General features: G+C 55.9%; 26 protein-coding genes and 2 tRNA genes. 19 read left to right on the top strand and 9 right to left on the bottom strand.

From position 1 onward, the window contains the following. Positions 1 to 5: 5 nt before the first annotated feature. The 5 genes from guaA (at position 6) to SYN7336_RS03315 (ending at position 5,583) form a co-directional block, all read left to right on the top strand. The gene (gene guaA, locus SYN7336_RS03335; protein ID WP_051039728.1) at positions 6 to 1,556 is read left to right on the top strand and encodes a glutamine-hydrolyzing GMP synthase; all 1,551 of its coding nucleotides are present in this window, start codon (positions 6 to 8) and stop codon (positions 1,554 to 1,556) included. A gap of 74 nt (positions 1,557 to 1,630) precedes the next feature. Beyond that, the gene (locus tag SYN7336_RS03330) at positions 1,631 to 3,160 is read left to right on the top strand and encodes a TM0106 family RecB-like putative nuclease (RefSeq protein WP_017324503.1); all 1,530 of its coding nucleotides are present in this window, start codon (positions 1,631 to 1,633) and stop codon (positions 3,158 to 3,160) included. Between the two features lie 365 nt (positions 3,161 to 3,525). Next, the gene (locus tag SYN7336_RS24230; protein WP_017324502.1) at positions 3,526 to 4,038 is read left to right on the top strand and encodes a phosphate-starvation-inducible PsiE family protein; all 513 of its coding nucleotides are present in this window, start codon (positions 3,526 to 3,528) and stop codon (positions 4,036 to 4,038) included. A 94-nt stretch (positions 4,039 to 4,132) separates the two neighbouring features. After that, positions 4,133 to 5,209, top strand: coding sequence for a 3-deoxy-7-phosphoheptulonate synthase (locus SYN7336_RS03320; RefSeq protein WP_017324501.1), 1,077 nt, complete (start codon positions 4,133 to 4,135; stop codon positions 5,207 to 5,209). Positions 5,210 to 5,328: 119 nt separating this feature from the next. Next, on the top strand, positions 5,329 to 5,583 hold the full coding sequence (locus SYN7336_RS03315; protein WP_017324500.1) for a hypothetical protein: 255 nt from the start codon (positions 5,329 to 5,331) through the stop codon (positions 5,581 to 5,583). A gap of 195 nt (positions 5,584 to 5,778) precedes the next feature. On the opposite strand, the gene SYN7336_RS03310 is transcribed toward SYN7336_RS03315, so the two are convergent. Next, complete coding sequence (locus SYN7336_RS03310; RefSeq protein WP_156820006.1) at positions 5,779 to 6,192, bottom strand: hypothetical protein; 414 nt, start codon at positions 6,190 to 6,192, stop codon at positions 5,779 to 5,781. A 62-nt stretch (positions 6,193 to 6,254) separates the two neighbouring features. Between SYN7336_RS03310 and SYN7336_RS24225 the strand changes: the two genes are divergently transcribed. The 6 genes from SYN7336_RS24225 (at position 6,255) to SYN7336_RS03275 (ending at position 12,168) form a co-directional block, all read left to right on the top strand. Continuing rightward, the gene (locus SYN7336_RS24225) at positions 6,255 to 6,707 is read left to right on the top strand and encodes a phycobilisome linker polypeptide (protein WP_017324498.1); all 453 of its coding nucleotides are present in this window, start codon (positions 6,255 to 6,257) and stop codon (positions 6,705 to 6,707) included. Positions 6,708 to 6,866: 159 nt separating this feature from the next. Continuing rightward, positions 6,867 to 7,634 carry a WecB/TagA/CpsF family glycosyltransferase gene (locus SYN7336_RS03300; RefSeq protein ID WP_227498593.1) on the top strand — a complete coding sequence of 256 codons (768 nt, stop codon included), beginning with the start codon at positions 6,867 to 6,869 and terminating at the stop codon, positions 7,632 to 7,634. Beyond that, entirely contained in the window at positions 7,631 to 8,488 is an 858-nt protein-coding gene (ftsE, locus tag SYN7336_RS03295) for a cell division ATP-binding protein FtsE (RefSeq protein ID WP_255346702.1), read from the top strand. Before SYN7336_RS03300 ends, ftsE begins: the two co-directional genes overlap by 4 nt. A gap of 142 nt (positions 8,489 to 8,630) precedes the next feature. Continuing rightward, positions 8,631 to 9,563, top strand: coding sequence for an ABC transporter permease (locus SYN7336_RS03290; protein ID WP_017324495.1), 933 nt, complete (start codon positions 8,631 to 8,633; stop codon positions 9,561 to 9,563). A gap of 481 nt (positions 9,564 to 10,044) precedes the next feature. Next, positions 10,045 to 11,469: a cation:proton antiporter gene (locus tag SYN7336_RS03280; protein ID WP_017324493.1), complete on the top strand. Its 1,425-nt coding sequence runs from the start codon at positions 10,045 to 10,047 to the stop codon at positions 11,467 to 11,469. A gap of 12 nt (positions 11,470 to 11,481) precedes the next feature. Then, positions 11,482 to 12,168, top strand: a complete 687-nt coding sequence (locus SYN7336_RS03275; RefSeq protein ID WP_017324492.1) for an urease accessory protein UreF — start codon at positions 11,482 to 11,484, stop codon at positions 12,166 to 12,168. Between the two features lie 68 nt (positions 12,169 to 12,236). Here SYN7336_RS03275 and SYN7336_RS03270 read toward each other — a convergent pair whose 3' ends face one another. Beyond that, on the bottom strand, positions 12,237 to 12,440 hold the full coding sequence (locus tag SYN7336_RS03270) for a hypothetical protein (RefSeq protein WP_017324491.1): 204 nt from the start codon (positions 12,438 to 12,440) through the stop codon (positions 12,237 to 12,239). 298 nt (positions 12,441 to 12,738) lie between these two features. Between SYN7336_RS03270 and SYN7336_RS03265 the strand changes: the two genes are divergently transcribed. Then, complete coding sequence (locus SYN7336_RS03265) at positions 12,739 to 13,527, top strand: MBL fold metallo-hydrolase (protein WP_017324490.1); 789 nt, start codon at positions 12,739 to 12,741, stop codon at positions 13,525 to 13,527. An 8-nt stretch (positions 13,528 to 13,535) separates the two neighbouring features. Here SYN7336_RS03265 and SYN7336_RS03260 read toward each other — a convergent pair whose 3' ends face one another. Further along, positions 13,536 to 14,237: a diacylglycerol/polyprenol kinase family protein gene (locus tag SYN7336_RS03260; RefSeq protein ID WP_017324489.1), complete on the bottom strand. Its 702-nt coding sequence runs from the start codon at positions 14,235 to 14,237 to the stop codon at positions 13,536 to 13,538. Positions 14,238 to 14,294: 57 nt separating this feature from the next. Then, positions 14,295 to 14,366, bottom strand: a tRNA-Lys gene (locus SYN7336_RS03255). A 50-nt stretch (positions 14,367 to 14,416) separates the two neighbouring features. Between SYN7336_RS03255 and SYN7336_RS03250 the strand changes: the two genes are divergently transcribed. The 5 genes from SYN7336_RS03250 (at position 14,417) to SYN7336_RS03230 (ending at position 19,447) form a co-directional block, all read left to right on the top strand. Then, a complete protein-coding gene (locus tag SYN7336_RS03250) occupies positions 14,417 to 15,856 on the top strand; it encodes an amidohydrolase (protein ID WP_017324488.1) in 1,440 nt (479 codons plus the stop codon). A gap of 18 nt (positions 15,857 to 15,874) precedes the next feature. Next, entirely contained in the window at positions 15,875 to 17,029 is a 1,155-nt protein-coding gene (locus SYN7336_RS03245) for an FAD-binding oxidoreductase (RefSeq protein WP_017324487.1), read from the top strand. A 180-nt stretch (positions 17,030 to 17,209) separates the two neighbouring features. Next, the gene (locus SYN7336_RS03240) at positions 17,210 to 17,695 is read left to right on the top strand and encodes a hypothetical protein (RefSeq protein WP_017324486.1); all 486 of its coding nucleotides are present in this window, start codon (positions 17,210 to 17,212) and stop codon (positions 17,693 to 17,695) included. A gap of 73 nt (positions 17,696 to 17,768) precedes the next feature. After that, complete coding sequence (locus tag SYN7336_RS03235) at positions 17,769 to 18,617, top strand: alpha/beta fold hydrolase (protein WP_017324485.1); 849 nt, start codon at positions 17,769 to 17,771, stop codon at positions 18,615 to 18,617. Between the two features lie 209 nt (positions 18,618 to 18,826). Continuing rightward, the gene (locus SYN7336_RS03230) at positions 18,827 to 19,447 is read left to right on the top strand and encodes a site-2 protease family protein (RefSeq protein WP_017324484.1); all 621 of its coding nucleotides are present in this window, start codon (positions 18,827 to 18,829) and stop codon (positions 19,445 to 19,447) included. Positions 19,448 to 19,488: 41 nt separating this feature from the next. Here the strand turns inward: SYN7336_RS03230 and SYN7336_RS03225 are convergent, their stop codons facing one another. Next, positions 19,489 to 20,844 (bottom strand): UbiH/UbiF/VisC/COQ6 family ubiquinone biosynthesis hydroxylase, encoded by a 1,356-nt coding sequence (locus SYN7336_RS03225; protein WP_017324483.1) that lies wholly within the window; start codon positions 20,842 to 20,844, stop codon positions 19,489 to 19,491. Positions 20,845 to 21,247: 403 nt separating this feature from the next. Then, positions 21,248 to 21,321: transfer RNA gene (locus SYN7336_RS03220), tRNA-Val, on the bottom strand. A 163-nt stretch (positions 21,322 to 21,484) separates the two neighbouring features. On the opposite strand from SYN7336_RS03220, the gene SYN7336_RS31640 reads away from it, so the two are divergent. Both SYN7336_RS31640 and SYN7336_RS03210 read left to right on the top strand, forming a co-directional pair. Further along, a complete protein-coding gene (locus SYN7336_RS31640) occupies positions 21,485 to 21,622 on the top strand; it encodes a hypothetical protein (RefSeq protein WP_017324482.1) in 138 nt (45 codons plus the stop codon). Positions 21,623 to 21,800: 178 nt separating this feature from the next. Then, positions 21,801 to 22,235, top strand: a complete 435-nt coding sequence (locus SYN7336_RS03210) for a hypothetical protein (protein WP_017324481.1) — start codon at positions 21,801 to 21,803, stop codon at positions 22,233 to 22,235. Here the strand turns inward: SYN7336_RS03210 and SYN7336_RS24220 are convergent. From SYN7336_RS24220 to SYN7336_RS31860, 3 genes are all read right to left on the bottom strand, one after another. Then, positions 22,223 to 23,644: a GTP-binding protein gene (locus tag SYN7336_RS24220; protein ID WP_017324480.1), complete on the bottom strand. Its 1,422-nt coding sequence runs from the start codon at positions 23,642 to 23,644 to the stop codon at positions 22,223 to 22,225. The two genes, SYN7336_RS03210 and SYN7336_RS24220, sit on opposite strands and share 13 nt — an antisense overlap. 59 nt (positions 23,645 to 23,703) lie before the next feature. Beyond that, positions 23,704 to 24,042 carry a DUF1815 family protein gene (locus SYN7336_RS03200; RefSeq protein ID WP_017324479.1) on the bottom strand — a complete coding sequence of 113 codons (339 nt, stop codon included), beginning with the start codon at positions 24,040 to 24,042 and terminating at the stop codon, positions 23,704 to 23,706. 519 nt (positions 24,043 to 24,561) lie between these two features. Then, positions 24,562 to 25,533: a hypothetical protein gene (locus SYN7336_RS31860; protein ID WP_017324478.1), complete on the bottom strand. Its 972-nt coding sequence runs from the start codon at positions 25,531 to 25,533 to the stop codon at positions 24,562 to 24,564. Positions 25,534 to 25,541: the final 8 nt, after the last annotated feature.

The following is a 25,541-nucleotide window of genomic DNA, read 5'->3' as shown; positions in this document are numbered from 1 at the left end:
GCCAGATGATTGCCATTCTCGACTTTGGCTCGCAATACTCAGAACTGATTGCGCGACGCATCCGCGAGACCAAAGTGTATTCGGAGGTGCTGTCTTATCGCACGACGGCCGAGCAATTGGCCAAGCTGAAGCCGCGCGGCATTATCCTCTCCGGCGGACCCAACTCCGTCTACGACGACTATGCACCCGTTTGCGATCCAGAAATCTGGAATTTGGGCATTCCCATATTGGGGGTTTGCTACGGCATGCAACTGATGGTGCAAGCTCTGGGGGGCAGGGTGGAGCCTGCTGAAAAACCGGAATACGGTCGGGCCGAACTGTCGATTGTGGACCCCACCGATCTGCTCACCAATGTCGAAGATGGCGGCATTATGTGGATGAGTCACGGCGATTCGGTGACTCGGCTGCCAGAGGGGTTTGATATCCTGGCCGAAACGCAAAATACTCCCCATGCAGCGATCGCCGATTGCGATCGCAAATTCTACGGCGTCCAGTTCCATCCCGAAGTGGTTCACTCTGTAGACGGGCAAGCCACCCTCTGCAATTTTGTCTATCACATCTGCAAGTGCGACCCCACTTGGACAGTCGAAGCTTTTGTGGATGAAGCGATTCGCGAAGTACGGGCCAAAGTGGGGGACAAGCGGGTCTTGCTAGCCCTCTCTGGGGGGGTGGATAGCTCGACGCTGGCCTTTCTGTTGCACCAGGCGATCGGCGACAATCTCACCTGCATGTTTATCGACCAAGGGTTCATGCGTAAAGGGGAACCCGAGCGCCTCGTAGAACTGTTCGAAGACAAGTTCCACATTCCGGTGGAATTTGTCAAAGCCCGCAAGCAATTTCTGGCCAAACTCGAAGGGGTCACCGATCCCGAGCGCAAGCGCAAGATTATTGGGGCAGAGTTTATCCAAACTTTTGAAGTGGAGTCGAAGCGGTTGGGACCGTTTGACTATCTGGCCCAAGGCACTCTCTACCCCGACGTGATCGAATCTGCCAATACCAATATCGATCCCAAAACGGGCGAGCGGGTGGCGGTGAAGATTAAGAGCCACCACAATGTGGGCGGTTTGCCCGAAGACTTGCGGTTTAAGTTGGTGGAGCCTTTGCGCAAGCTGTTTAAGGATGAGGTGCGCCAGGTGGGTCGTGCCTTAGGGCTGCCCGAAGAAATTGTTATGCGCCACCCCTTCCCCGGCCCGGGCCTAGCCATTCGCATTATTGGCGAAGTCACTGCCGAACGTCTCAATATTCTGCGGGATGTGGACTTTATCGTGCGGGAAGAAATTCAGCGCGCCGATCTGTATTTCGAGGTTTGGCAGGCGTTTGCAGTGCTGCTGCCCACCGTTCGCTCGGTTGGGGTCATGGGAGACAAGCGCACCTATGCCTGTCCCGCCGTGATTCGCATTGTCAGTAGCGAAGATGGCATGACCGCAGACTGGTCCAAATTGCCCTACGAAGTCCTAGAGCGCATGTCGAACCGCATCGTGAATGAGGTGGAGGGCATCAATCGGGTGACCTACGATATTACCTCCAAGCCCCCCGGGACGATTGAGTGGGAATGACGAGTTAGACTCTGTTTCCGCAAGACAAAACATCCGTTCCCCTCTAAAGTGGAGGCAACGATTCTCTTGCTGTCATGAAGTGGATTGCGGCTGAAGATTTACTCAGCTTTAGACGCTGTCGCCGACAGCCCTATCTGCGGCACTTCGGCTTGCAGGAACAGCAGAGTTCCCCCAGTGATTTTCTCTTGCAACTGCGGCAGGGGCGAAAACAGCAGCGGCAAGCCCTCCAAACCAATGCCCCCGGTATAGATGTCGGTGCTGCCTATACCCAGGCTTGGCCCGAGCTCTACGCTCGGGTTTTGCACACTTTGGAGCTGATGGAGGCGGGAGACAATCGCATTTATGGCGGCGTTCTCTGCCATCCCCTCAACCTGCCGGGGCAGCCACTCCTAGTGAGCTGCCCCGATGTCTTGGTGCGATCGCCGCTACCGGACTGCGGGACGGTGGGGATCGCCTCTACTATCCACCCCCGGCATCGCCACTGGACTTACCAACCGGCGGATGTTCGCACCGGCAAGCGGGTCAAACCTGGCTATGCGCTGGTACTGGCCCTACACGCGGAAGTCTTGCAATTGTTGTGGGGTCACACCTCTGAATCGGCGATCGCCATTTTGCGCGACAACAAATGGCGCACGGTCAACTTAACGGCTGCCCGCCAGCAGGCCCGCCAACTGCTGCGCGAGTACGTTGCTGCCATGAGCGCAGACAGCTTGCCGGACGTGTATGTCACCCGCAGTCGCTGCAATCTCTGTACCTGGCAGGAACACTGCCGCGATCTGGCCCGCCAGCAGCACCCCCTCACCCTGCTTCCCGGCGTCACCGCCACTGCCTATGCAGCCCTGCAGGAGGTGGGGCTGATTGCGGTCGATACTCTGGCGGAAGTCAGTCCAGAAGCCATCCAACATCTACCCGGCATTGGCCTGACTGCTGCCCGCCGCCTGGTTCGACAGGCTCGTGCCACTGCAACCCAAGCTGCCCTGCCCGCTCGTGCCTTCAGCTTGCCGCGATCGCCGATCGAACTGTATTTCGACATCGAGGCCGAACCCCAACAAAATGTTTCTTTTCTATTGGGGGTACTCGCGGTCAACCGCCAACATCCCGACAGTCAGTTTTATCCCCATCTGGCCGAAACCCCTGCTGACGAGGCTGCTGGCTGGGCAGCATTCGTGCAGCTGACCCAGCGCTATCCCAGCGCCCCAATTTATCACTTTCATGCCTTTGAAGTGCATGCCTGCCGCCAACTTGCCGAACAATACGGCACCCCTCGCGCCACTCTGCAACAAATCCTCAAGCGCATGGTGGACCTGCACGAAATTGCCCGCGAATGTGTGGTCATGCCCGTGGAAAGCTATTCCCTCAAACATGTGGCGCAATGGCTGGGTTTTCGCTGGCGGCAGGCCAATGCGGGCGGCGCTCAAGCGGTATATTGGTATACTCAGTGGCTACAGACCGGCGATCGCTCCTTTTTAGAGGCAGCGGCAATTTATAACGAAGACGACTGTCGCGCCACCTATCATCTCAAACGCTGGTTGGAGCAATGGCAGGCCAAACACTACCCCGATCGCCCCAGTGATTATATGACCTGTAAAATATCTGCTTCTTAAACCGACAGGCTTCTTAAGTGTTCCTCAGCGCTTTCTCATCCAGACTCGCAATAATTCGAACCATAGATTTACAAAACGAAATGACGAGTGTGGTTTTGTACGTACTCATCGCTTGGGCTCCTCGAGATAATTGAGGCTCGACTGGCTGCCACTTGTGGCAATCGCTGCTCGTGCAATTGATGGGCCGAGGCTCGAGCATCGTTAGCAAATGACCGCTATTCCCTATCTGTGCAACCTGCGTATCTTTGCAACCTGCGTATCTGCACAAACTGCGTATCTTTGCAAACTGCAATCGATCGATTGAACGCGATCGATGTTTTTGTTTTTTGACATGCAATTGCGATCTTAAAGGAGTCTTTTGTCCGGTGACCCAACTATCCTCGCGCTCTTCCTCTAGCTTTTCGTCAAGTTCCAATCGCTATCCGACTAGCCACTGGTATTCCTGGTTTAACCGCAGTTGGATCGTGCGGACTCTGGAAGCCACTCAAGACCTAATTGTTGTATCCCTTTGCATCGGCTTGCTCGGGGTGATGGCCATGGAACTGGTGGAGATGTTCCGCTCGATGTATCCCCAAGTGAATTTCGGACAGGCTACCTCCGATATTTTAACCCTGCTCATTTTTGTCGAGTTATTTCGCCTGCTGGTGATGTATCTGCAAGAGCACGAAATTTCGATTGAGGTGGCCATGGAAGTCTCGATTGTGTCCGTGCTGCGGGAGATCATCGTACGAGGGATTTTGGAAACAGCCTCGGCTCAGATTTTATGTGCGAGTGTTTTTCTCTTGGTCTTGGGCGGACTGCTGTCGGTACGCAATTATATGAAACACCGGAACGAGGCCAGTTTGGGAATTGTCCAAGGGCCATTTTGCGAGCTTTAATCGATTCTTAGTCGTTTTTGGACAGGGACGAGCCCATAATAGAATGGGTTTTCCTGACAGCTTGGCTTGAGAGTACGAGGTTAATTGCAGCAGTATGCACCGAACTTACAATTTGCACGTTGTCGACACTCGTCCTCTCTTGAGTCCCGCGATGATGCACGAAGAACTGCCTTTATCCGAGGCGGCTGCAGATTTAGTGCAGACGTCGCGATCGCAAATTCGCAATATTCTGACCGGTGACGACCGCCGCCTGCTCGCGATCGTCGGTCCCTGCTCCATCCACGATGTCAATGCGGCTGCAGACTACGCCCAGAAGCTGCTTCCCCTGCGGCAGGAGTTGAGCGATCGGCTCGAAATTCAGATGCGGGTTTACTTCGAGAAGCCGCGCACGACGGTGGGTTGGAAGGGGTTGATTAACGATCCCCATTTAGATGGCACGTTTGATATCAACCAGGGGTTGCGGCTAGCTCGCAAGCTGCTGATCGACCTCGCTGAAATGGAAGTTCCGGCAGCAACGGAGCTGTTAGATCCGATCACGCCGCAGTATTTGGCAGACATTATTGCTTGGACGGCGATCGGGGCGCGCACCACCGAGAGTCAGATTCACCGCCAGATGGCCTCGGGTCTGTCGATGCCCGTGGGATATAAGAACAGCACGGACAGCAGCATTACCTCGGCGGTCAATGCCATCACTTCAGCAAAATCTCCCCATCATTTTTTAGGGGTAAACCACCAGGGGATGGCCAGTATTGTGGCAACGACCGGCAATCCAGACGGACACTTGATCCTGCGGGGCGGTCGCAAGGGGACAAATTTCGATCCCGATAGTGTGGCAAAGGCTGCGGCAGATTTGCAGACCCACAACTTGCCCTCTCGCATGATGATCGACTGCAGCCACGGCAACAGCAATAAAGACCACCGCAATCAGCCACGGGTGCTGGAGGCGATTGCCGCACAGGTGGCGAATGGCTCCGAGTTCATTATGGGTTGTATGATTGAGAGCCATTTGGTGGAAGGCAAGCAGCCTATCCCCCACGACCTGTCAGAGCTGACTTACGGGCAGAGTATTACAGATGCCTGCGTGGATTTTGAGACCACTGAGGTGATGTTGCGATCGCTGGCCGATGCGGTTGCCGAGGGTCGTCCCACTCTACACGTTGCAGCGGTCTAGACTGGTGTTACTGATTCTGTCTTTGCTTTTGCAGAGGGAGCTTCCTCCGGCGGCGTTCGCGATTGTCTCGTGGAGCAGGGATCGATCGGTTGCAGTATTTGTCTGAAGGAGTGCGATCGATGGCAGATAAAGATGACATAATCTATCCCCGTTTTCCTTTTCGAGGAGACTTTACGCCGGAAGATTTTGTCTTCAACGCTAACTTACAAGAGTTTGCCTTAAAGATTGGTTATATTGTTTCGCTACAGAGCAATGGCAAGCTCACCTCGGAAGAGTCTTACCGGCAAATTAAAGCCCTGTGGAAAGAGTTGAAAATTAGTAAAAAAGAGCTGGGTATTGGCGATCGCAACGAGCGAGATTCGCAGTCTCAATAAACTGGCTCGCCCCCCGCAGGCTATCCGAGTCACGGACACAAGTGAATTTGTGTCAGCATAGAGGAGAGGCAAACTGTATAGTCTTTGAGTCTCTGGCGATAGACGGATGTTCGGTCTCGCCGCTCTCGCCCTCGATCCCTGACGAACCCATGATAAAATTCGCCCTCGATCCGACCGAACTCATTGCCAGAAATGCTAAAGCTGAGGCTGTTTGCGCTCCACGCACAGTCCATCTGGAGCAATATCGTGAAACTTACCCAAATCTTGCTGCCCGCAGTTCTCGTGCTGACTGCATTGACAAGCGCAATCGCCGCCCAACCAGCCGAGGCACAATCCTACATTGGTCGCGATCGAACGAGAGTGATCGGGCCTGTTTCTTCGCAAACGTATCCCTGCTACCGCAATCGGCGTGCGGGCTTCAGGCGAACCCCATTGATTGGCATCGATCGCCATCGCGATCTCCGTTTCAGTCGGCGTCGCCGTTTCAGCCGCCATCGCCGTTTCAGCCGGTTCGATCGCGGGGGATCGACAATTATCGTCCGCTTTTAACCTCAAGCACTGAGGACCTTGGCGATCGCTCGACCGACGATCGCCCTCCACCCCAAACAATCGCAGGCAACACCCAGCGGTACAATGGTTGATGGCGTTTTAAGATTTTAAAAAGATTTGCTATGGGTATTTTGCTTGCCTACGAAGGTCGAGAATTTGGCGTGGAGCGGCTTGACGACACTCTCCCCAGTAGCTCCGAGACAAAGGTGATGGCAGCCACTGGAGAGGGTCGGGTCATCCCGGTGGGGGCGCGGGTGGAATTAAAAGGAGACGGTTCCATCGAGGGGCAATACGAGGTTGTGCGGGCTTTATCCCCTGCCGCTCCCCGGGGCTGGCGGTTTTACCTCAATGGCGTGGCATCGGACAGCGCGCCGTCCGGCGTTGCTGCCAGTCCAACGGCTGCCGATGACGGTAACAACTCAGCCAAGAGATTTGCCATTCGGGTGTCTGGGGCCCAAGGTGCTGTCGTACGGCAAAGCGTGCAGACGATCGAGGTGCCCTTCTCCCGCCTCTCTACTGAAATGAAACGGCTGAACCGCATGGGCGGCAAAATCGAGAGCATCACCGCTCTTTAACTAGGACTCGAGGTCCAGCCATAGCAGCCGCAAGCAGCCGCCGATCGCCGATTCGGCGGCTTTGCCATTGAAATCTCTAGATATCGAACGTATGGTGGTTAACGATCGCGATCGCACACTATCTGTTGTGTTAGAGCTAAGTGTTTGTGTGAAAGCCAAGTGTTTGCGTCAGAACTAACGATCCGCCACGTCTTGGGGTTTCCAGTCCACATTCCCGCTCGGAATGGGGCAAGCACCTGCGCTCCCTTTGACAGCTACTTAAATTGGATTCAGCAGCGGATCGAACAGCAGCAGCCCACCCACACCGTTACGGTGAATGCCGAGATGGTGATGTTGGGACGCAGAGACGAGCAATTTGCTCGGATCTTGCAGACCGCCGATCTGCTCGCACCCGATGGCGCGGGGATTGTATTGGCTCTGCGGCTGCAGGGGGTGAAGATTTTGCGCTGCCCCGGCATCGAGCTGTCCGAGCGGCTGGTGTCGCTCGCCGCCCGTCAGAGGTGGTCTGTGGCGGTTGTCGGAGGCCAGCCGCAGGTCTGCGAGCGGGTGTTGCAGCAATGGCGCGCTCGCTATCCCGACTTAGATGTAGAAGGACATCACGGGTATTTCGATGCTGAAGGGGAGAGGGAGATTGTGGCGCAGATGCGAGTACAACAGCCGCAGTTAATTTTTATCGGTTTGGGATCTCCCCGACAGGAATATTGGATTCGATCGCATAGAAATGCTGTCCCCCAGGCTACTTGGATTGGCATTGGCGGCAGTTTGGACATTTGGGCGGGCACCAAACAACGGGCTCCTCAATGGCTGCGCGATCGCCATATGGAGTGGTTGTACCGGCTCTACAAAGAGCCCTGGCGCTGGCAGCGCATGTTGGTGCTGCCTCAATTTGCTTGGCACGTAGTGGTGAATGGAGTATTGGCAAAATGACTCAAAGCTTACCTCGGGCGCAAAGCCTACCTCAAGCTCAAAGCCTACCTCAAGCCCAAAGCTTACCGCGAATGCCTGCCACACCGAAGGCTCGCGGTCGTGCGGCTGCAGCTCGACATCCCCTGCAGGCTGCGACTTCGCCTCAACGCCAGCCGGTCCCCCGGACTAGCGGTCAGGAAATGGTGCGATTGCAGCAGGTGAGTAAGGGCTACGGCCAACAGATGCCTGTATTGCAGGATGTGAACCTGCAGGTTGTCCCCCGCGAGTTTGTCTTTATCACCGGAGCCTCTGGAGCCGGGAAGTCCACTCTCTTGCGGCTGCTCTACGGAGCCGAACGGGTGACGCAGGGGGAGGTGATGGTGGCCGGTATGGATCTCAGCCACATTCGATCGCGATCGCTGGCGATGTTGCGCCGTCGCGTTGGTGTGGTCTTTCAGGATTACAAGCTCTTGCCCAACCGCACTGTGGGGGAAAATGTTGCTTTTGTGTTGCGGGCACAGGGGCTATCGCGGGCAGAGGTGAAGCGTCGCTTGCCTCCAGCCCTCAAAATGGTGGGATTGATGGATAAACGCGATCGCTTCCCCCATCAACTATCGGGAGGCGAACAGCAGCGGGCCAGCTTGGCGAGGGCGATCGTCAACACCCCGCCCCTACTCTTGGCTGACGAGCCCACCGGCAACCTCGATCCCGAAAACTCCTATTTAGTACTGCAAATTTTGGAGCGCCTCAACTCCTTTGGCGTCACCATCATCATGACCACCCACGATCGCGTCTTGATCGATCGCACCTCCCACCGCCGCATTCACATCGAAGGGGGGCAGCTTATGGAAGGAGGGGGACTAGCACCGTTCTAACGTAACAATCTGCAATACTTTTGCGCCGATCCTATATACCCTACATATACTGGTTGAGTTCGGCTATATTCGGTCTAATTCCCCTACATCTAGGGGCTAAGTTGGAAATTGGGGTCGCCCCACGAGTGAGGAGGATGGCAGCGTGACGAGTGAACTGTCGGGACTGACCAATTTCACGTCTCGGTTTTTTACCAAAATTGACTATCTGATGCGAGAAACCCTGTTGGGTTTGCGGCGCGGCGGCTGGTTGAACTGGGCGGCTGTGAGCACGCTGATGGTGTTGCTGTTTTTGGTGGGCATTAGCCTGCAGCTCTCTTGGGGGCTGGAACAGACGTTGCAGTCCCTGGGCAGTCAAGTGGAGATTTCTGCGTTTTTGCGCTCGGATGTGGAGGGCAGCAGTCTCGCAGACCCCATTTTGGGGCTGGATGGCGTCGCCCAGCTTCGAGTCATTGACAAAAATGAAGCCTGGAAAGATTTATTAGATGCAATGGGGACCGCCGATCCCCAAACCACTGCCGCCGAACTGGGTTCCAATCCCTTGGTGGACAGTCTGCGCATCCAAGCTCAATCAGCCGAGTATTTACCGGCGATCGCCACGGCAGTGAAGCGATTCTCTGGAGTTGATGAGGTTTACTACGGCAGCGAAGTGGTGGAACGGTTGGGGCAGCTTCACGATGGCCTGCAGGTGGGGACGATCGCCATTTCCGGCGGCCTCACCCTGACCACGGTGGCTGTGATTACGACGACGATTCGCCTGATTGTGATGGCTCGTCGCCGCGAAATTGAAGTCATGGCGTTGGTGGGGGCCACGTCCACTTGGATTTATCTGCCATTTATTTTGCAAGGGATCTTTTTTGGCGTGGTGGGGGCGATCGCCGCTTGGGGGTTGGTGCTCGGCTCGCAACAGCTGCTGGGAGACGTGCTCTCTCACCTCTTAGCCATGCCATTCCTCAAAATTGCCGATCCCTCCTCCTACTCCACCTTCGGTACGCTGCCCCTGACGCTCTTGGCCATCGGCACGGTCTTGGGGGCCACGGGTAGTTTAATCGCCGTGCGCAAAACCGCGGTGCGATAGAGATTGCAGAGTTCTGCGATCGCCCCAAGCGGCCTAGCATTGATGGCTCAATCTTGTCGTATCTCTCGTGGCAGATTCCGATCCCGCCCCTAGACAATGATAGGGACTCACTGGAATTGCGCGCGGGGAGCAATGTCTGCTTCTCGCCAGTCCCCAGCGCAAATGGCGGCTTCTAGCGAGAGCAGTGCCACATATCGCACATCTGCGAACCGGTCGTCCTTTTCGAGTCTAAACTTAAAAGCAAACCTTGAATTTTCATTAAGCAGTACCCTATTGATTAACCTGTCAAATCCGAGTCGATCGAGGTCGAACCTCACCTCAATTGTGCGATTTGGCATCTCTCGCAGTTTTACTTGCACGCCACGTGCATTGATTTCATCCCTCTGCCGTTTAGAGAACTGTTCCCTTGCTGCTATTCAACCCTTGTTTGGCCAGCGATGTCGCGTCAGCGGAGGCAATCTCCGCGCCAGACGGCACCCTCATGCTGGTCTCTGTTTTGCTTTCTCTCGTAGTCATTTACCTCGCCAGCAAAGTCATGGGCGAGCTGTGCGCTCGGTTTAATTTACCTGCTGTTTTAGGCGAATTGCTCGGTGGCGTCCTGGTGGGCGGCTCGATTCTGCACCTACTGGTCTTTCCGGAAGGGGCGATCGCCCCTGGGGAACTGGCGGAGTTGGCGCAGTCCTCCCGCGTGATGCAATTGCTGCAGTCAACCGGCGGCGTCAGTGCCGAGGCTTTGGGGCCACTGTTTGTCTCCCAATCGGAAGTGATCGAATTTCTGTCGGAATTGGGGGTCATTATTCTGCTGTTCGAGATTGGCTTGGAATCCGATTTGACGGAGCTCTTGAAAGTGGGACCGCAAGCGGCCGCAGTGGCTGTCGTAGGGGTCACAGTTCCTTTTGCGATCGGTACGCTGGGCCTGCTGTATTTCTTTCATATCCCCACAGTGGCCGCCATTTTTGCCGGGGCGGCCCTCACCGCCACCAGTATTGGCATTACCGCCCGCGTCTTGGCAGAACTGCAGCAACTCAGTTCCGGTGAAGGCCAAATCATTATTGGGGCTGCGGTACTCGACGATATCTTGGGCATCGTCATTCTGGCTGTGGTGGCGGGCTTGGCCAAAACTGGCGAGGTGGATTTAGCCAATGTCGGCATCATCATCGTCAGTGCCGTGCTTTTCTTGGTGGGGGCAATTATTCTGGGTCGCTTTCTGTCCCCTTACCTGGTATCAATGCTCGACGGCATGCAAACGCGGGGAACCTTTTTAATTCCAGGACTGATTGTGGCCTTCGTGTTGGGCTATATCGGCCAAATTTTGCAGCTAGAGGCGATTTTGGGGGCGTTTGCTGCCGGCTTGATTTTGGCTGAAACCGACAAGCATCACGAGTTTGAAGAGCAGATCAAACCGATCTCGGATTTTCTCACCCCCATCTTTTTTGTGGTTGTGGGTGCTAAGACCAATTTGGCAGTGCTCAATCCCTTCGATCCCAATAATGGCGAAGGCTTAATCGTAGCTTCATTCCTCGTGGCTGTTGCCATCCTCGGTAAGATTGCGGCTGGCTTGGGGGCGTTTGGCGGGAAGAAGGTGAATCGCTATGCCATCGGCGTGGGGATGATTCCCCGGGGCGAAGTGGGTTTAGTATTTGCCGGTGTGGGGGCCGCTAGCGGAGCGCTACCTCCTGCCCTAGATTCCGCCATTATTGTGATGGTTATTGTGACCACCTTTGTCGCACCCTTATGGCTGCGCTCGGCCTTTAAGGGCGGGGCCGCCGAGCCTGCAGTGCTGGCTGAAGGGGAAGCTCCGTCACTCGACGAGTTGAAGGCTTCTGTGGTGGCTCAGGATGCGGCAGCGCAAGAGTTGGAGCCGGTTGAGGCGATCGCCGCCGAAGCTGAGAATCCGGGCACTTAGAGGGGCTTTGGGTTGTCTCCGATAGGCGATCGCCCGGCCATCGATCCACTGTTGTGGCTGCTGCAGATCTCGGATTCTGCTTTGCCGATTGGCAGCTATTCCCATTCGTGGGGGCTAGAGACGGCTATTCAGGGCGATCGCATTGTGTCGGCGGAGCAAGCTCGACAGTATCTCGCGGGGCTGCTCCATCAGGCGATCGCCCCCCAGGAGGGGGCTGCCTGCGCTCTGGCTCACGCCTATGCCCTCCGCCACGACGATCGCGCTTTTATTGCCTTGCAGGCCCACCTCACCGCCGCCCGCTGGGCCGAAGAACCTTTGAAGGCCAGCTTGGATTTGGGGCAACGCTTGCACCGCTGGGCGCAGTCCACTTGGAACTTGTCTTGTCCCGAAACTGAGTCGCTGCATCACTGTGCAGCCTTTGGCTGGTTGTGTGCGGAGGCAGGTGTCGGAGGTGCGGACGCAGTTCGAGCTTATTTGCTCGGTTCGATGACAAATTTAGTTTCGGCGGCAGTGCGACTGATTCCGTTGGGACATTCTTGCGGGCAGCAGGTGTTGGCTCAATTGCACAGCGAGATTGCGGCGGTTGTGCCCAACTGTTTGGCGGCGGAGTCTGGCGATCGCCTGCATAACTTCGCTCCTCTGCTGGAGCGGGACTGCCAAGCCCACCGGCATCTCTACACCCGTCTGTTTCAGTCTTGAGGATACTGGGGGAAGGGTGTCTGAAGGGCGATCGTCCACTCCAGCACAAGCGCCAAATCAAGATGACGTCATGTTTGGAGAAGTTGGGCATACACATCATCCTCGGTGTTATCCCACACTGCATCTAACGATACTTGACTTGCTTGCAGCCAAAACTCGGCTTCACCATCAGGAAGCAGCGTTACCAACACTTTTGTCCCTTCTGGCAGTTCTGTTGCCTCCAAAAGCTCAATCTTTCCTTGGCGAATCGTAGCCCAAAGCGTTTTCAGCATATCTATTTTGTAAATGGTTCCGCTTTGATTCTATGTCTCAATTCCTGCGATCGCCCTCCCGAACTTCCCGAAGCACTGTACTGAGAGGTTTGCAGCCTGTATGGATCGCCTGCAGGGAGAAACTGCCTAGTTTGTGGCGATCGCCAATTCTCTCCCGAGCATCGCTCGCGGCGACAACACCTAGCCTGAGATGCGCGCACCCCTCCAGCAGCAGGCAATCGTTTTAGGATAAAGTACTTAACGAACGATCTCAGGCGTATCTTCTTAGTTCGCTGGCACTTGGGAGTATGACATAAGCATGCAGCGACGAAAATTTCTTCAAATTGCTGGTTCGATCTTGGGAGGCTTGGGGGCAGGCAGTGTCGTCTTACCTCGCAGTTGGGCTCAAGAGAACGCCAGTCTTCCGCCAACAGCAGGGGGCTCTCTGACAATTGAGTGGCTGTATCACAGTTGTGTCTTATTTCAGGCGAACAATCTCAATATTCTGGTCAACCCCTTCCGGCCAATTGGTTGCACGGCAGGTTATCCTACCCCCGATCGCATCGCCGATCTCGTCCTGTTGAGCAGTCGCCTGTTGGATGAAGGGGCCATCACCTCCGTGGCAGGCAACCCTCGCGTTCTATTCGAAGCGGGAGACTATCGCGTCAACGGGCTGCGCATTCAAGGGGTGCGTATGGCCCGCAAGGGACTGTCCAGCGGCCGTCAATTTCCCCCCAACATCGCTTGGCGCTGGACGATGGGCGGCATCGATATCGTCCACTTGGGCGGCGCCGCAGATAGAATTTCTCGCGAACAGGAGATTTTGCTGAGCAAGCCCGACTTGATGTTTGTGCCCGTCGGTGGCGGCCCGAAGAACTACGATGCCAGCGAAGCGATGGCGGCGATCGATGCCTTGCAGCCCAAAATGGTGGTACCCACGATGTATCGCACGGAATTGTCGGGGGAAGAGTGCGATCTGGAGGGGATCGAGACCTTTTTGCAATCTCTCAATGGTTTGAATGTCTCTGCCCTGGGCAGCAACCGCCTGACTCTATCTGCCAGCCAGTTGCCTGAAGAGGGCACGACGGTTCGGGTGTTTCCCTCTTAGCTTTGAGATCAATTGAGGGCTCGAAACAGCCAGAAGCTGAGGGCGGCACTGGCTAAGGGCACTGTAATATTATCGAGGCCGCGCCAGGAAAAGACTTCTAACGCGGTGGCGATCGCCGCAATGGCGCTGGAACCGAGGGCGATCGCCCAGACGGGCATCCAGGCCCCGCTGCCCCAGTAACTGTGGACTGCGGCCACTGCTGCAATTGCCACGGCACTCGCCAGCCACATCGCGAGCGACCCTTCCCAACTTTTGGTCATGCCTGCAACAGTGTAGCGGTGGCGGCCCCAATGGCGACCGATCAGGGCGGCGAGGGCGTCTCCCCATGTCATCACCAACACGCCGATGGCGGCATAGGCATGCCAGCCGGAATGCCAAAAGACAGCGAATAGGATGGCAATGCTGGCAGCGTAAAAAAAAGTACCGTAGCTCTGGCGATCGACCCCGTTGAGGCTTTGCAAAATCTTGACGCGATAGGACAGCAGGGCTATCAGGCTAAATGCAGCCGAGACGATAACAGCCACTGTGCGAGGGATGTCGAACAACCAGGCCAAGATAATGATATTGCCAATACCGATGTGAATGACTTTGCGTACCAGCTCGCCATCCACTTGGCGGCTGCGCAACCCCTCGGCGATCGCAAATACCAAGCCCAACCAAATCCCGTAGCAAGCGAGCTGTCCCCCCAACCCTACATCTACTGTCGCCATATTGAATGTCTCTACCAGCCGCAACTGAGACTTAGGGTAGTGTATGAGGGGTTGAAATGGGTTGGGAGGGATTCGAACCCGCGGCCAGTCGGTTAAAAGCCGAATGCTCTACCACTGAGCTACCAACCCGCGTGCTTTGCGCATTAACCACTATAACAACTGGTGTTGGGGTTTTGACAATGAATTATTGGATTCGTTCCGCCCGAGTTCCAGTCGAAACTGCTACTGGAGAATACGGCACCCCCTGCCAGTACGAGACGGTGGATGTAGGCATTGCCGATCGCCATATTGCTGCCATTCAACCCGCTAGCAGTCAAGCTCCTCCTGCCGGATCGACCGTAATAGATGCTGCCGACCGGCTACTCCTGCCGGGATGGGTCAACGCCCACACCCATTCGATGGAAATGTGGACTCGCGGCCTGATTCCTCCCCTGCCGTTGGAACTGTGGCTGGCCGAACTCTATACCCATCCCATTCAAGAGGTGGAGCAGATCTACTTAGCTGCATTGCTGACTGCGGTTGAAACCCTGACCTCGGGCGGCACCACAGTAGTCGATCACCTAGTCTTAATTCCCGGGCACGAGATCGAGTCTCTGGCGGCGGCCGATCGCGCCTACCGAGCCACCGGCATCAGAGCGTACATTGCCCCCCTACTTCAAGACGAGCCCTTCGAATACAGCCTGCCCGGAGGGCGGACCCTAGAGCCGTCTGCCGCGATGCTTACTACTGACGTGCTGGCTTTGATGGAGGAGATCGTCCAAACCTTCCACCACCCTGAAGAGGGCATGCAGATCGCGATCGCCCCCACGGGCATTCAACTGTGTAGCGATGACTTGTTTCAGGGCTGCGCGGCATTGAGCGATCGCCACAACCTCTGCCGCCACGGCCATTTACTCGAAACGCTGGCCCAGGTGAAATTAGCCCGCGAGAAGTTGGGCCGGTCGGCGGTGGAACATTTGGCCGATTTGAGTTGGCTGGGGCCGACCACCTCGATGGCTCATTGTGTTTGGTTGAGCGATCGCGATATCGAACTGATGGCGGAAACGGGCACGACTGCCATCCACAACCCCTTGAGTAACCTGCGTTTGGGCAGTGGCATTGCCCCGTTGCTCAAGCTGCGCGAGCGGGGGGTGAATGTGTCGTTTGGCTGCGATGGAGCGGCTAGCAACGATGGGCAGAGCCTGTTTGAAGTGCTCAAGATTGGCTCCATGCTGCACAACATCACAGATTTTGATTATCGCCACTGGATCTCGCCGCAACAGGTTTGTCAGATGGCCAGTGCGGGCGGCGCACGCGGGCTAAACTGCGATCGCTTCGGCCAGTTGGCCGTCGGGCAAGAGGCCGATTTAGTGCTCTACCGACCTGACGATCTCTCCCTGCTGCCCGCCACCGATCCCCTAGGGCAGCTCATTTGGGGCCGACCGGGGGATGTGGTGGATAGTGTTTGGGTGCGCGGACGCCGGATATTGAGGAATGGACGAGTGCTGGGCGTCGATCGCACTGAACTCATGCAAAAGCTGCGCAGTTACGATGGCTGGCTCGGGGTTCCCGATCGAGACTCCACCAGGCGCGATCGCCTGGAGAAGCTTTATCGCAGTGCGATGGATTTGCCCAACTGACCTTCACTCCCTCGAACGATGCCTGAAACGATTCCCACTACTGCCGATATTGTCGCGATCGGGGGTGGCATCAACGGCCTCTGCATTGCTCTGCATTTGGCTCGACGAGGTTGCAAGGTTGTCTTGTTGGAAAAAAACTTTATCGGTGGCGGTCCGACGGGGCGATCGCTAGCGGTTATCTCCCAGCACTACACCCGCCCCGCCCTCGCGAGATTAGCCCGCACGAGCCTCGAGATTTTCCGCAACTTCGAAGCACATTACGATGGCGGGTGCGGTTGGGTGGAAGCGGGGTTGTTGGTGTTGGTGGGAGCGACAAAAGCAGCAGAATTGCAGCAGGCTGTGGCAATGCAGCAGGCCCAATCGATCGCGGTCGAACGGGTGCCAGCCGAGCGCCTGCCCGAACTGGACCCCCGTCTCGAACGGGAGGATGTGGCGATCGCCAGCTATCAACCCACCGCCGGATATGCCAATCCCCAACAAACCCTGCACACCCTCCAACAGGCGGCAATTGCAGCAGGAGTCCAGATCTGCGAGGGGGTGGCGGCGATCGAGGTGTCAGTGGGAGACAGTGCGGTACGGGGCGTTGTGACGGAGGCCGGAGCGATTTCAGCTGCGGTGGTGGTGGATGCAGCGGGGCCTTGGGCGGCAGCGATCGCCTCTAGCGCGGGTACCGCCTTGCCACTGGTTTCCTGTCGGCAGGTGATGGCAGTTTTGCAGCGATCGCCGGACTTTGGCAGTCCCCATCCCATTGTCAATGATTTCATCGGGGGGATCTCGTTTCGCTCGGAGGGACAGGCCACCTATGTAGGCCGGTTCGATCGCCGCCAGACCGAAGATCCTGTTGGACCCGATGACTTTGACGAAACGGTGCCGGGGGAGTCAGTCAAGAGATTAGCGGACGCTTGGAAACATCGCTATCCCTGCGGTGCGCGATCGGTGACTTGGGGAGGCTGGTGCGGCCTTTACGACGTAACCCCCGACTGGATGCCGATTGTCGATCGCCTAGGGCCAGAAGGCTTCTACGCCTGCTGCGGGGGCAGCGGCCACGGCTTTAAATTTGGCCCCCTGTTCGGGCAATTGCTGGCGGACTGGATTGTCAGCGGAACGCTTGCAGAGACCGATCTGACGGTGTTGAGTGGGCGGCGATTCCTACCCCGTGTCGCCACCCCGTGAATCCTTACTTGCCACAGCACTGCGGCAGAACTGCGCACTGCCGCAGGTGCCTTGGGGAACGCCGCCGAGTAAAATAAACTTTTGATAAAGTCAGTTGAGGCACTTGCTTTAATGTAAATTCTACTCAATGTAAATTTTACTTGCGCGCTCACATTATGGAGCCTGTGAATCCCAACCAATATGAATTTGCGTAAGGCGATCGACCAACTGGAAGAGACCATCCTTTCTGGCCTCCACATCCCTCTCACCCGACAGACGTTGCTGGATGAGGAGGTGATGCTCGAACGGTTGGACGATATTCGCGTGAATTTGCCTCAGGCGATCGCCGAGGCGGAGGAGATCGTCAAGCGTCAAAACGAAATTGTGGCTCAGGCCCACCGTTATGCCGATGAAATTATTGCGGCGGCTCAGTTCAAGCGAGAGCAGATGTTGAATCACACCGGTATCGTGCAGCAGGCAGAGAAGCAGGCGTCAGAGATTCGCAGCTATGCTCAACACGAGCGGGAAGAGCTGTTGCGCCATGCCATGGGCGAGGCCGACCAAATGCGATCGGAAATGGATCGCTATGCCGATCGCATGTTGCAGGAGTTGGAAGAGCGGTTATCGCAGACACTGCATGTGATTCAAAATGGCCGAGTCCAGTTAAATTCGCAAGCCAATCCCTAAATCGCCAGCTCGGTTTGCCGCCTCCCCAACAAACACGTTAAGCTCTCCCCAAACCTCAGAGAGAGCGGGAACCGTGACTGTGCAAAAGCGCCGATTGACCGTCGAACAACTCAATTGGTGTTATCGGGAAGCCCAGCCCAAGGGAGCAGAAGATCGCTTGCCCATTGTTCTGTTGCACGGCATCCTCTGTCAGAGCTTCGGCTGGCAACCACTCTTACCCCTGCTGGCCGCACAGGGACATCGCGCGATCGCGCCTGACTGGCTGGGCTTCGGTCTGTCAGACCAGCCAGATGCGAGTGAGTTTGCCTATACCTCTCAAGCCTTTATTAAAGCCTTCTCCGGTTTTGTCGACGGTCTCGGCTTGAAGCAATTTTCGTTAGTGGTCCAAGGTTTTGTCGGTTCGATCGGACTGCAGTATCTGGCGCAGAATCGCGATCGCATCGATCGCCTCGTTATTCTCAATGCCCCCTTCTTCACCGCCGCCAAACTACCCTGGAAGCTGCAGCAACTGGGCCTGCCCCTGATCGGGGAAATGCTGACGCAAGATCCCCTCTGTGTCGATCGCACCCTGGAGGGGGGCGGCGGCAAAATCGTCAGCGAAAGCGATCTTGAAGTTTATCGCAATCCCTATTTGAGAAGCTCGAAAGCGGGGCGATCGCTTTTAGCCACCGTACGCAACCTGCAATTGCGCGACAGCATGAGGGAGACTGAAGCCGTTCTGGCCAATTGGCGGCAGCCCAGCTTGGTGCTGTGGGGGGAGAAGGATGCGTGGCTCCCGGTCGAGCTGGCAGAACGAGCGGCGCGATCGCTGCCCAAGGCTGAATTCAAACGGATTGCAGGGGCCGGACACTATCCCCAACTGGACGAGCCCGAGGCGGTGGGCGAGATTGTGGCCCCGTTTTTCCGCCGGCAAGTGTTTTAAGTCCGGGATTTGAAATCGGGATTTCCACCGGCAAGATCGGAGCATCTCTCAACTTAGATTTCCTGTTAACCCGAAAAATCCGTAAAAGTACGCAGAAGGTCGCTTAGGCAAACGCGAGACAGTGTGTATCCTCTGCTCAGAACGAGAGTCAACGTCTGGAACTGGCGTTCAATCTACAGCTCAATTGTTCTGAAGCGAGATCGAAACCCATGCGTGGCGAACCCTTTTTGTTGACGTTGGTTGAGAATCCCACCCATTTTTTTCAGTGGGCAATCATCATCGTAGTATCGATTTGCCTGCACGAGTTGGGGCATGGCTTGGCTGCGATCTATGAAGGAGACGACACCCCTATCCGCATGGGACATATGACCTGGAACCCGGTCGTTCACATGGGGGTGCAGTCGCTGGTGTTTTTGCTCGTGGCGGGGATTGCTTGGGGCGCAATGCCAGTCAACCCCTCAAAATTCCGCTCGGCTTACGGCGATGTCATCGTATCTGCTGCAGGGCCTGCCACCAACCTGGCGATCGCCTTAGTCTGTGCCTTCATCGTCAATCTGGCTCTCGCCTTCGGCTACCCCAACGCATTGGTGCCCACACTGAACTTCCTCGCCTTTGCTGCACAGGTCAACATCGTTCTGTGCCTGTTCAACCTGCTGCCGATCCCCCCCTTAGATGGCTATCACGTCTTCAGTAAGTTCTTTCCCGAACTGCGATCGATTGAAGGGACACCCTTTGCCTTTGCAGCCCTCTTTATACTCTTTTTCACCGGATTGTTTAGCGGTCTATGGGATTTGGCGGATTGGGTCATCCGTTTGCTGATTAACACCTGATTGCTGGTGAGAGAGGATACCCAGCCACCCTCGACCCAGCCTTAAGACACCACACCCTCGCGAACCGGCTCTAGCGATCGCCCCAAAGGCCGACCGTCAATCAAGTGAGCCCGTCGCCCCCCCAACCCCATCGCCTGTCGCATCAGCCAGCGTTTGAGGGGCGGTAACAGAGGCAGTGCCAGTAACCCCAATCTCCGCAGCCACTGCAGGGGCCAAAGTTGATTGGAAAAGAGCCGATTGGCTGCATCGGTGGCGAATAAAACGGCTCCATTATCGAACCGCCGCCAGTGCTCGTAGCGCTGCAATACCGCCAGATCGCCAATATCCTCTCCAGCCGCCCTCGCCTCCACCAACACCTGTGCTAGGGCTGCCACATCCCGCATCCCTAAATTCACCCCTTGCCCGCCAACGGGGTGAGTGGAATGGGCGGCATCGCCCACCAAAGCAAACCGGGGTTTCACATAGGTGCGACTGTGCGATCGCTGTGGGGTGTAACAGGCACGAGGGCCGACCGACTCGATCGCCCCCAACTGCGGTCCAAACGAGGGGGACAGTGCTGCGATGAAATCGGCATCGCCGAGAGCCATGAGGCGATCGCGCTCCGTCTCCCGAATCGTCCACACAACGCAACTGCGGCAAGACTTTACTTTGCCGGCAGCCTCGCGCACGGGCAAAATGGCAAATGGCCCGCTGGGTTGAAAGCGTTCGAACGCAGTTTGGCTGTGCGGGCGAGCGGTAGTCACAGTAGCCACAATACAAGCTTGACCGTAGCCCCAGCTCGAAACGGGAATATTAGCATTCTGCCGCAGACGCGATCTCGCTCCATCCGCCGCCACCAACAATCGCGATCGCAGCCAGCGCACCTCTTCTCCTGCAGGGGCGATCGCCACTGCTACCGCATCCTGCTGATGCACCACCTGTTGCACGCGGGTGGATGAGAGCAGTTGCACGTTGTCGCAGCGATCGAGAGAGTCCAACACCCCCATCTGCGTCACCCAGTTGGGCACCACATACCCCAACGCCTCTGCCTGAATCTCGTCGCGATGGAGCGTTGCCACCTGTGAAAACTGACCGTCCGAGACCTGAATGCGATGAATGGGCGAGACCCCCAACTGACTCATCTGCGACCAGATGCCCATCGCCTGAAACATCCGAACGGTGCCTAACGCCAGCGCACTGGCCCGTCCGTCGGCACCCAACTCTACCGACCCCGATCGCTGCAGGTCGAGCGCACGAGCCTCAATCACTTTGACCGTCAACTCCGTCTGCCCCAACGCCGCCGCCAGCGTCGCCCCCACCATGCCGCCCCCCACAATCAGCACGTCGCAATCGAGGCGATCGCCACAGGACTCAAGGTCAGAAGAGGGGACAGTCAAAGCGGCAAGTGGCAAAGTCATGCAGAAAATCGGCGATTGCTAAAAACTGTTAAGGCAAGAATTAGCCTTAAGCTGAATGCCGGATTGTTAGAGGATTTCCTTGGAGAGCGTCACTGAGGCGGAGTTGCCTGATTTACGCACTTTGGTAGTTGGGAGTTGTGAGTCTGGCATGATTTTAGCCCAGTATTATAGTTTTAGCCCAGCATTGTCATTACAGAGTAATCACGGCGATGTCTGTCGTCAAGGATTTGAGGGGACTGCATGACTGGCGTCAGATTCGGCAGTATTGAGCGCGAGCTCGATGAAGTTTTCGGTGATTTGTAAAGTTGCGATCGCCGTGTAAATAGCCAATCCCTCGATAGACGTGCAGTCGCAGTTGTTGCGCCAAGGCTAGACCCCTTATGTGGCATGGGTTTTGAAAGAATGGACACAACTGGACTCGAACCAGTGACCCCCACGATGTCAACGTGGTGCTCTAACCAACTGAGCTATGCGTCCAACGGATCGCTAGCATATCACAGGAGTTTCCCCCCTCAATACAGCCCAGCGGACGGAGACCTCACTCTCTCAATCGCCAGCTCGACGCCACCAAATCCACGCACCTCCAGCCACAGTTGAATGAGATAGACTATCAGCGGTGTCGTTTTAGAGATATGAAGCCGTGGCTAATTTTAACCGAGGCATCGTGAAATTCCAGGGTGCTGACAGTCCGATCGCCATCGCCATCTCGACCAGCATTGTGCTGGGAGTCGTCGGGACTCTAATTTGGTGGGCACTCAACTACGCCTATATCATTTAGCCTCCAGTCCAAACTCCACAACATTTCACTTCAAACCCGAACCTACCTCCTCCCAGTCGATCCCCTCGGCTGTTGTAGAGTTCCCCAAACAGCATACTGACAGTGGATTTACGCATTTAACAGGCGATAAAATCACTTAGAATGCGCCATAGACCCGTTCATTCAGTGCGTTCTTGCCATGCTGCCCCTGCTACCCAGCCGCTGTCCGACGCCCGAGCGAGATCGAGAGCGCCCCCAATCCAACCCCCCGATCGGGCGAACCGTTCCAACTCACCTGCAACCTAGGCCAGTCTTGAGTCTGAACGCCGGGGAACAAATTCTGCTGGTGGAGCTAGTGCAGGAAGCCACGCTGTCGAGTCCAGTAGCGATGGTGTGGGTACGCCCGCAATTGCTCGTGACGCGATCGCCAGATTCCTTCGAGGCCATCTCATTGCCACACACCTCTGACTTGCTGTGGCCAGCCATTCACTTCCAACCGGCTTATGCCGAAGATGTATTGCAGTACTGGGATCGTGCCAGCGATCGCTCTTTAGAGGAAGCAAAACAGCGCTTGCACCAATTTTTAAGACGAGCTTGGCAAATCCAACAGGAAGCAGCCTGTCAATCCGCCTGAGCATCCAGCTCCAATCGTCCCTTCAGGTCGGATTTAATGCGGGCCACAATTGAGGCATCGTCAATGCTGTCTAAAATTTGGGAGATAGCAGATTTCGGGCCTTGTGGTCCCCACGATGCGCCGCGCGCGAGATAGTATTTGGCTGCTTTGCCGATGGCATAAGAGGAGACACCAGCGACCCCCGCCTGAGTCACAGCAACAGAGGCATAGGCTCCTAGCGAGAGGCCGCCGGTCACAGAAGCGGCCCCCCCAAATAACGATTTGAGCGATCCCAACCCGAGGGTGGCCAACATTTCCCCCGCACCGATGCTGCCCATACTCAAAGCAATAGTGCGCAACAGCTTCGTGGCTCCCGCGCGGGTCATGGGAATGCCGTAGAGCTGCGACAGTTTGAGAATCAGCACTACATCCACCACGGCACCGCCAATCGTGTCGAGAATGGTGACGGGATTGAGGGCGACGGCGGCAGCCTTAATGCGAGCGGCATTCCACACTAAGCGATCGGCATATTCGCCGCGAATTTCGAGTTTGCGCTGCACGATCTGTTCGTTGATCTCGTCGGCAAATAGCAAGGTATTGAGGGCCATCAGCGATCGCCCTTCTCGATGCAAAATATTCAAAATCTTGAGCTTGAGTTGCTCCACCTGTGGCGGTCCGTCCACCAATTTGGCGCTGAGGGTGCCATCTCGGTTGACGACCGGTTTAGCGATGCGCGGTGCAGAAGCTGCCATAACCACTTCATCGGGGGAAAGCAATTGCTTGACGCGATCGTTGCGAATTTTGTCGTAGACTGTCTGTCGATCGGCGTCGGGGAATCGATCTACCTTGTTGAACACCAACAAGATGGGCTTATTGGCTTCTCGCAATTGTGCCAGCGCCTCAAACTCCACCCGCGTCATGTCGCCCGAAATCACAAACAGGATCAGTTCTGCTTGGCGGGCGACTTGGCGGGCTAACTCAGCCCGCTCCTCCCCATCCACTTCATCGATGCCGGGGGTGTCGATCAATTGCAGTTGCACCCCGCCAATTGGAGGGGGACTGACCCGGACGATGGCTGTACTGCTGAAGGTCGAACGCATGGGGCGATCGCCTGTCACCGGTTCCCGGCTAACTTGCCAATCGACGATCTGATGGTGCTGAGTTACTCCGTGGATGGGGCCTGTTTGGAAGATCGATCGGCCTGCTAAAGCATTCAGCAACGAAGACTTACCCGTTCCCACGCGCCCAAACGCTGCAATCTGTAAGATGTTGTTTTCTAACTTGGTCGAAAACTCTTCCAGATCGTCCAGATCTCGCTCTAGTCCAGCTTTTTCGCGATCGCTTAAATCCAGCGAAACCACTAACTGGCGCAGGCTCTGTTTCGCCCGTTGAAAATTGAGATCGTCCTGCAGTGAAGCCCACTCAGGCATAGACTATCCTCGACATGTGATTTCAGTCTATCGCGAGCGGACTCGGGGTCGGGGACCGGCTAAACCCTTACGACCTCGGTTGCTTCAGAGGCGATCGTCGACTCTTTGACCAGATCGGCCAACTCCTGCAGTTGCTCGATCGCTTCGCCCCCTTCCAATTTCATCAATTCGCGATCGTCGCGCATTTCCGTCCAGCTAGTGGCACATTCAGATACCAAGAACCGGATCAGGTGACCGTCTTGCAGGCTCACCATAAACGAGGCACTTTCGGAATCATTCCCGCAGGTGTAGCAAGATGCCATATACCCCCGCCGTTCTAGAACAATGGCTAATGCCTGCAAGCTCATAATCAAATCGCGAACGAAATGACGGTTTTGTTGGGCGAGTCTAGTAAACATTCCACTCCTCCAGATATCGCGTTTGCGAAACGTGCGCGGGCAACAAGATGTCAGGTTTAAGGTAGGCAATAGTAGTATTTACCTAATGTAACAGAATATTACAGTTTTGTCTGACACTGCGCGTATGTCCTTGAACCGGTGAGGCGAATTAAAGCAACACTATCGAGAAGCTGATGGAATTGAATGTTCGTAGCAAACATCTCCGCGATGCCGACTGCAATATCTCGAACTCAGCCTCGGGATTCAGCCTCAAACAGAATCCAAGATCGCTGAATTTCACAGTCGATTTGGAGTTCTCCCCTCAAGCTAGGTGGTGTGAATAATCCTTCTCCCATTGTTTCTGCAATGGCGCCTTCCAATTCCCAACGGGTCTGTCGAGCTAGGAAGAGCGCATGGAACACGATATGTCTGATGACTTCTGGAATTTCCCAGAAACAGTTAGCTCGATTTTAGCGAACTGCTACGGTTCTCGGCACCCTTCTACCGCAAAGGTCGATACACCTCTGAAAACTTGTGGCCTTAACCTCTGTAGCGATGCCGCCCGTGTCTCATCCAAACAAATGCACCTAGGACTAAGATTCCCATTCCTGTATGGTGTTCGAACGGGATTGGGGTGGGCATCGGAGTGGGCATCGGAGTGGGCATCGGAGTGGGCATCGGGGTAGGCATCGGAGTGGGCATCGGGGTAGGCATCGGATCTGGTGTTTCATCATCGTCATCTGTGCCGATCGCAAAGGGAAGGATACCGAGAGGCAGCAGCCCCAAAGCACCTAGGCCAGCCAAACTAGGGCCGGCAGCAGCGACCAGAGGTACCGCCGGAAGTACCCCTACAATGGGACAGTCTTCCTGAACTTTGACGATATAGTCATCAAAGTCGCGATCCTGATCGGGTTCTGCCACCAATAGCGCTCCGGTGTCTTCCCAAAAGATCAGCACTGGCTCGCAGGAGTCTTCTTCTTCCTCACTGCTGCCACTGTCTGATGCAGGCTCGACCTCATTCTCTAAAACAGCAAGTCGCTCGCCATTGGGGTTTAGTTCATCTAAAAGATAAACCGAACCGGCATCTCGGCCTGCAAACATAGACTCCAAGACAAATGTGTAGTCGCGGCCCGGTTCTAGAATAAATTCTCCCAGAGTGCGTTCTACCGTCACGCCTGGGCTGCCTAAAAAGTCTAGCGAAGTGCCGAAGTCATTGATGTAGGTCGACGGTGCAAACACGCTCTCTGACTGGCTTGCAGTGCTTTCAGGTGCGAGTAAGATTTTCACCTCGCCCGTTTCCAGATCCACAATCCCAAAACTGGACTGGTAAGCGCCGTGGGACTCGACAAATTCGACCTCAATTCGAGTGGCCTCCTCCACTCGCAAAGGACTAGTGTGCCCTAACTTAAATTCGATCGCCATTGCCGCAGGGGCAGTCAGGTGAGCGCTCAGCCAGGTAGCAGTAGCAGCAATAGAGAGCAGAGACCGGTCAGACTGTAGAAAATTAAACACGAAATGTG

It is taken from the genome of Synechococcus sp. PCC 7336, from assembly GCF_000332275.1.
Classification (GTDB): Bacteria; Cyanobacteriota; Cyanobacteriia; order Thermostichales; family PCC-7336; genus PCC-7336.
This window is presented reverse-complemented; position numbering and strand designations above follow the sequence as displayed.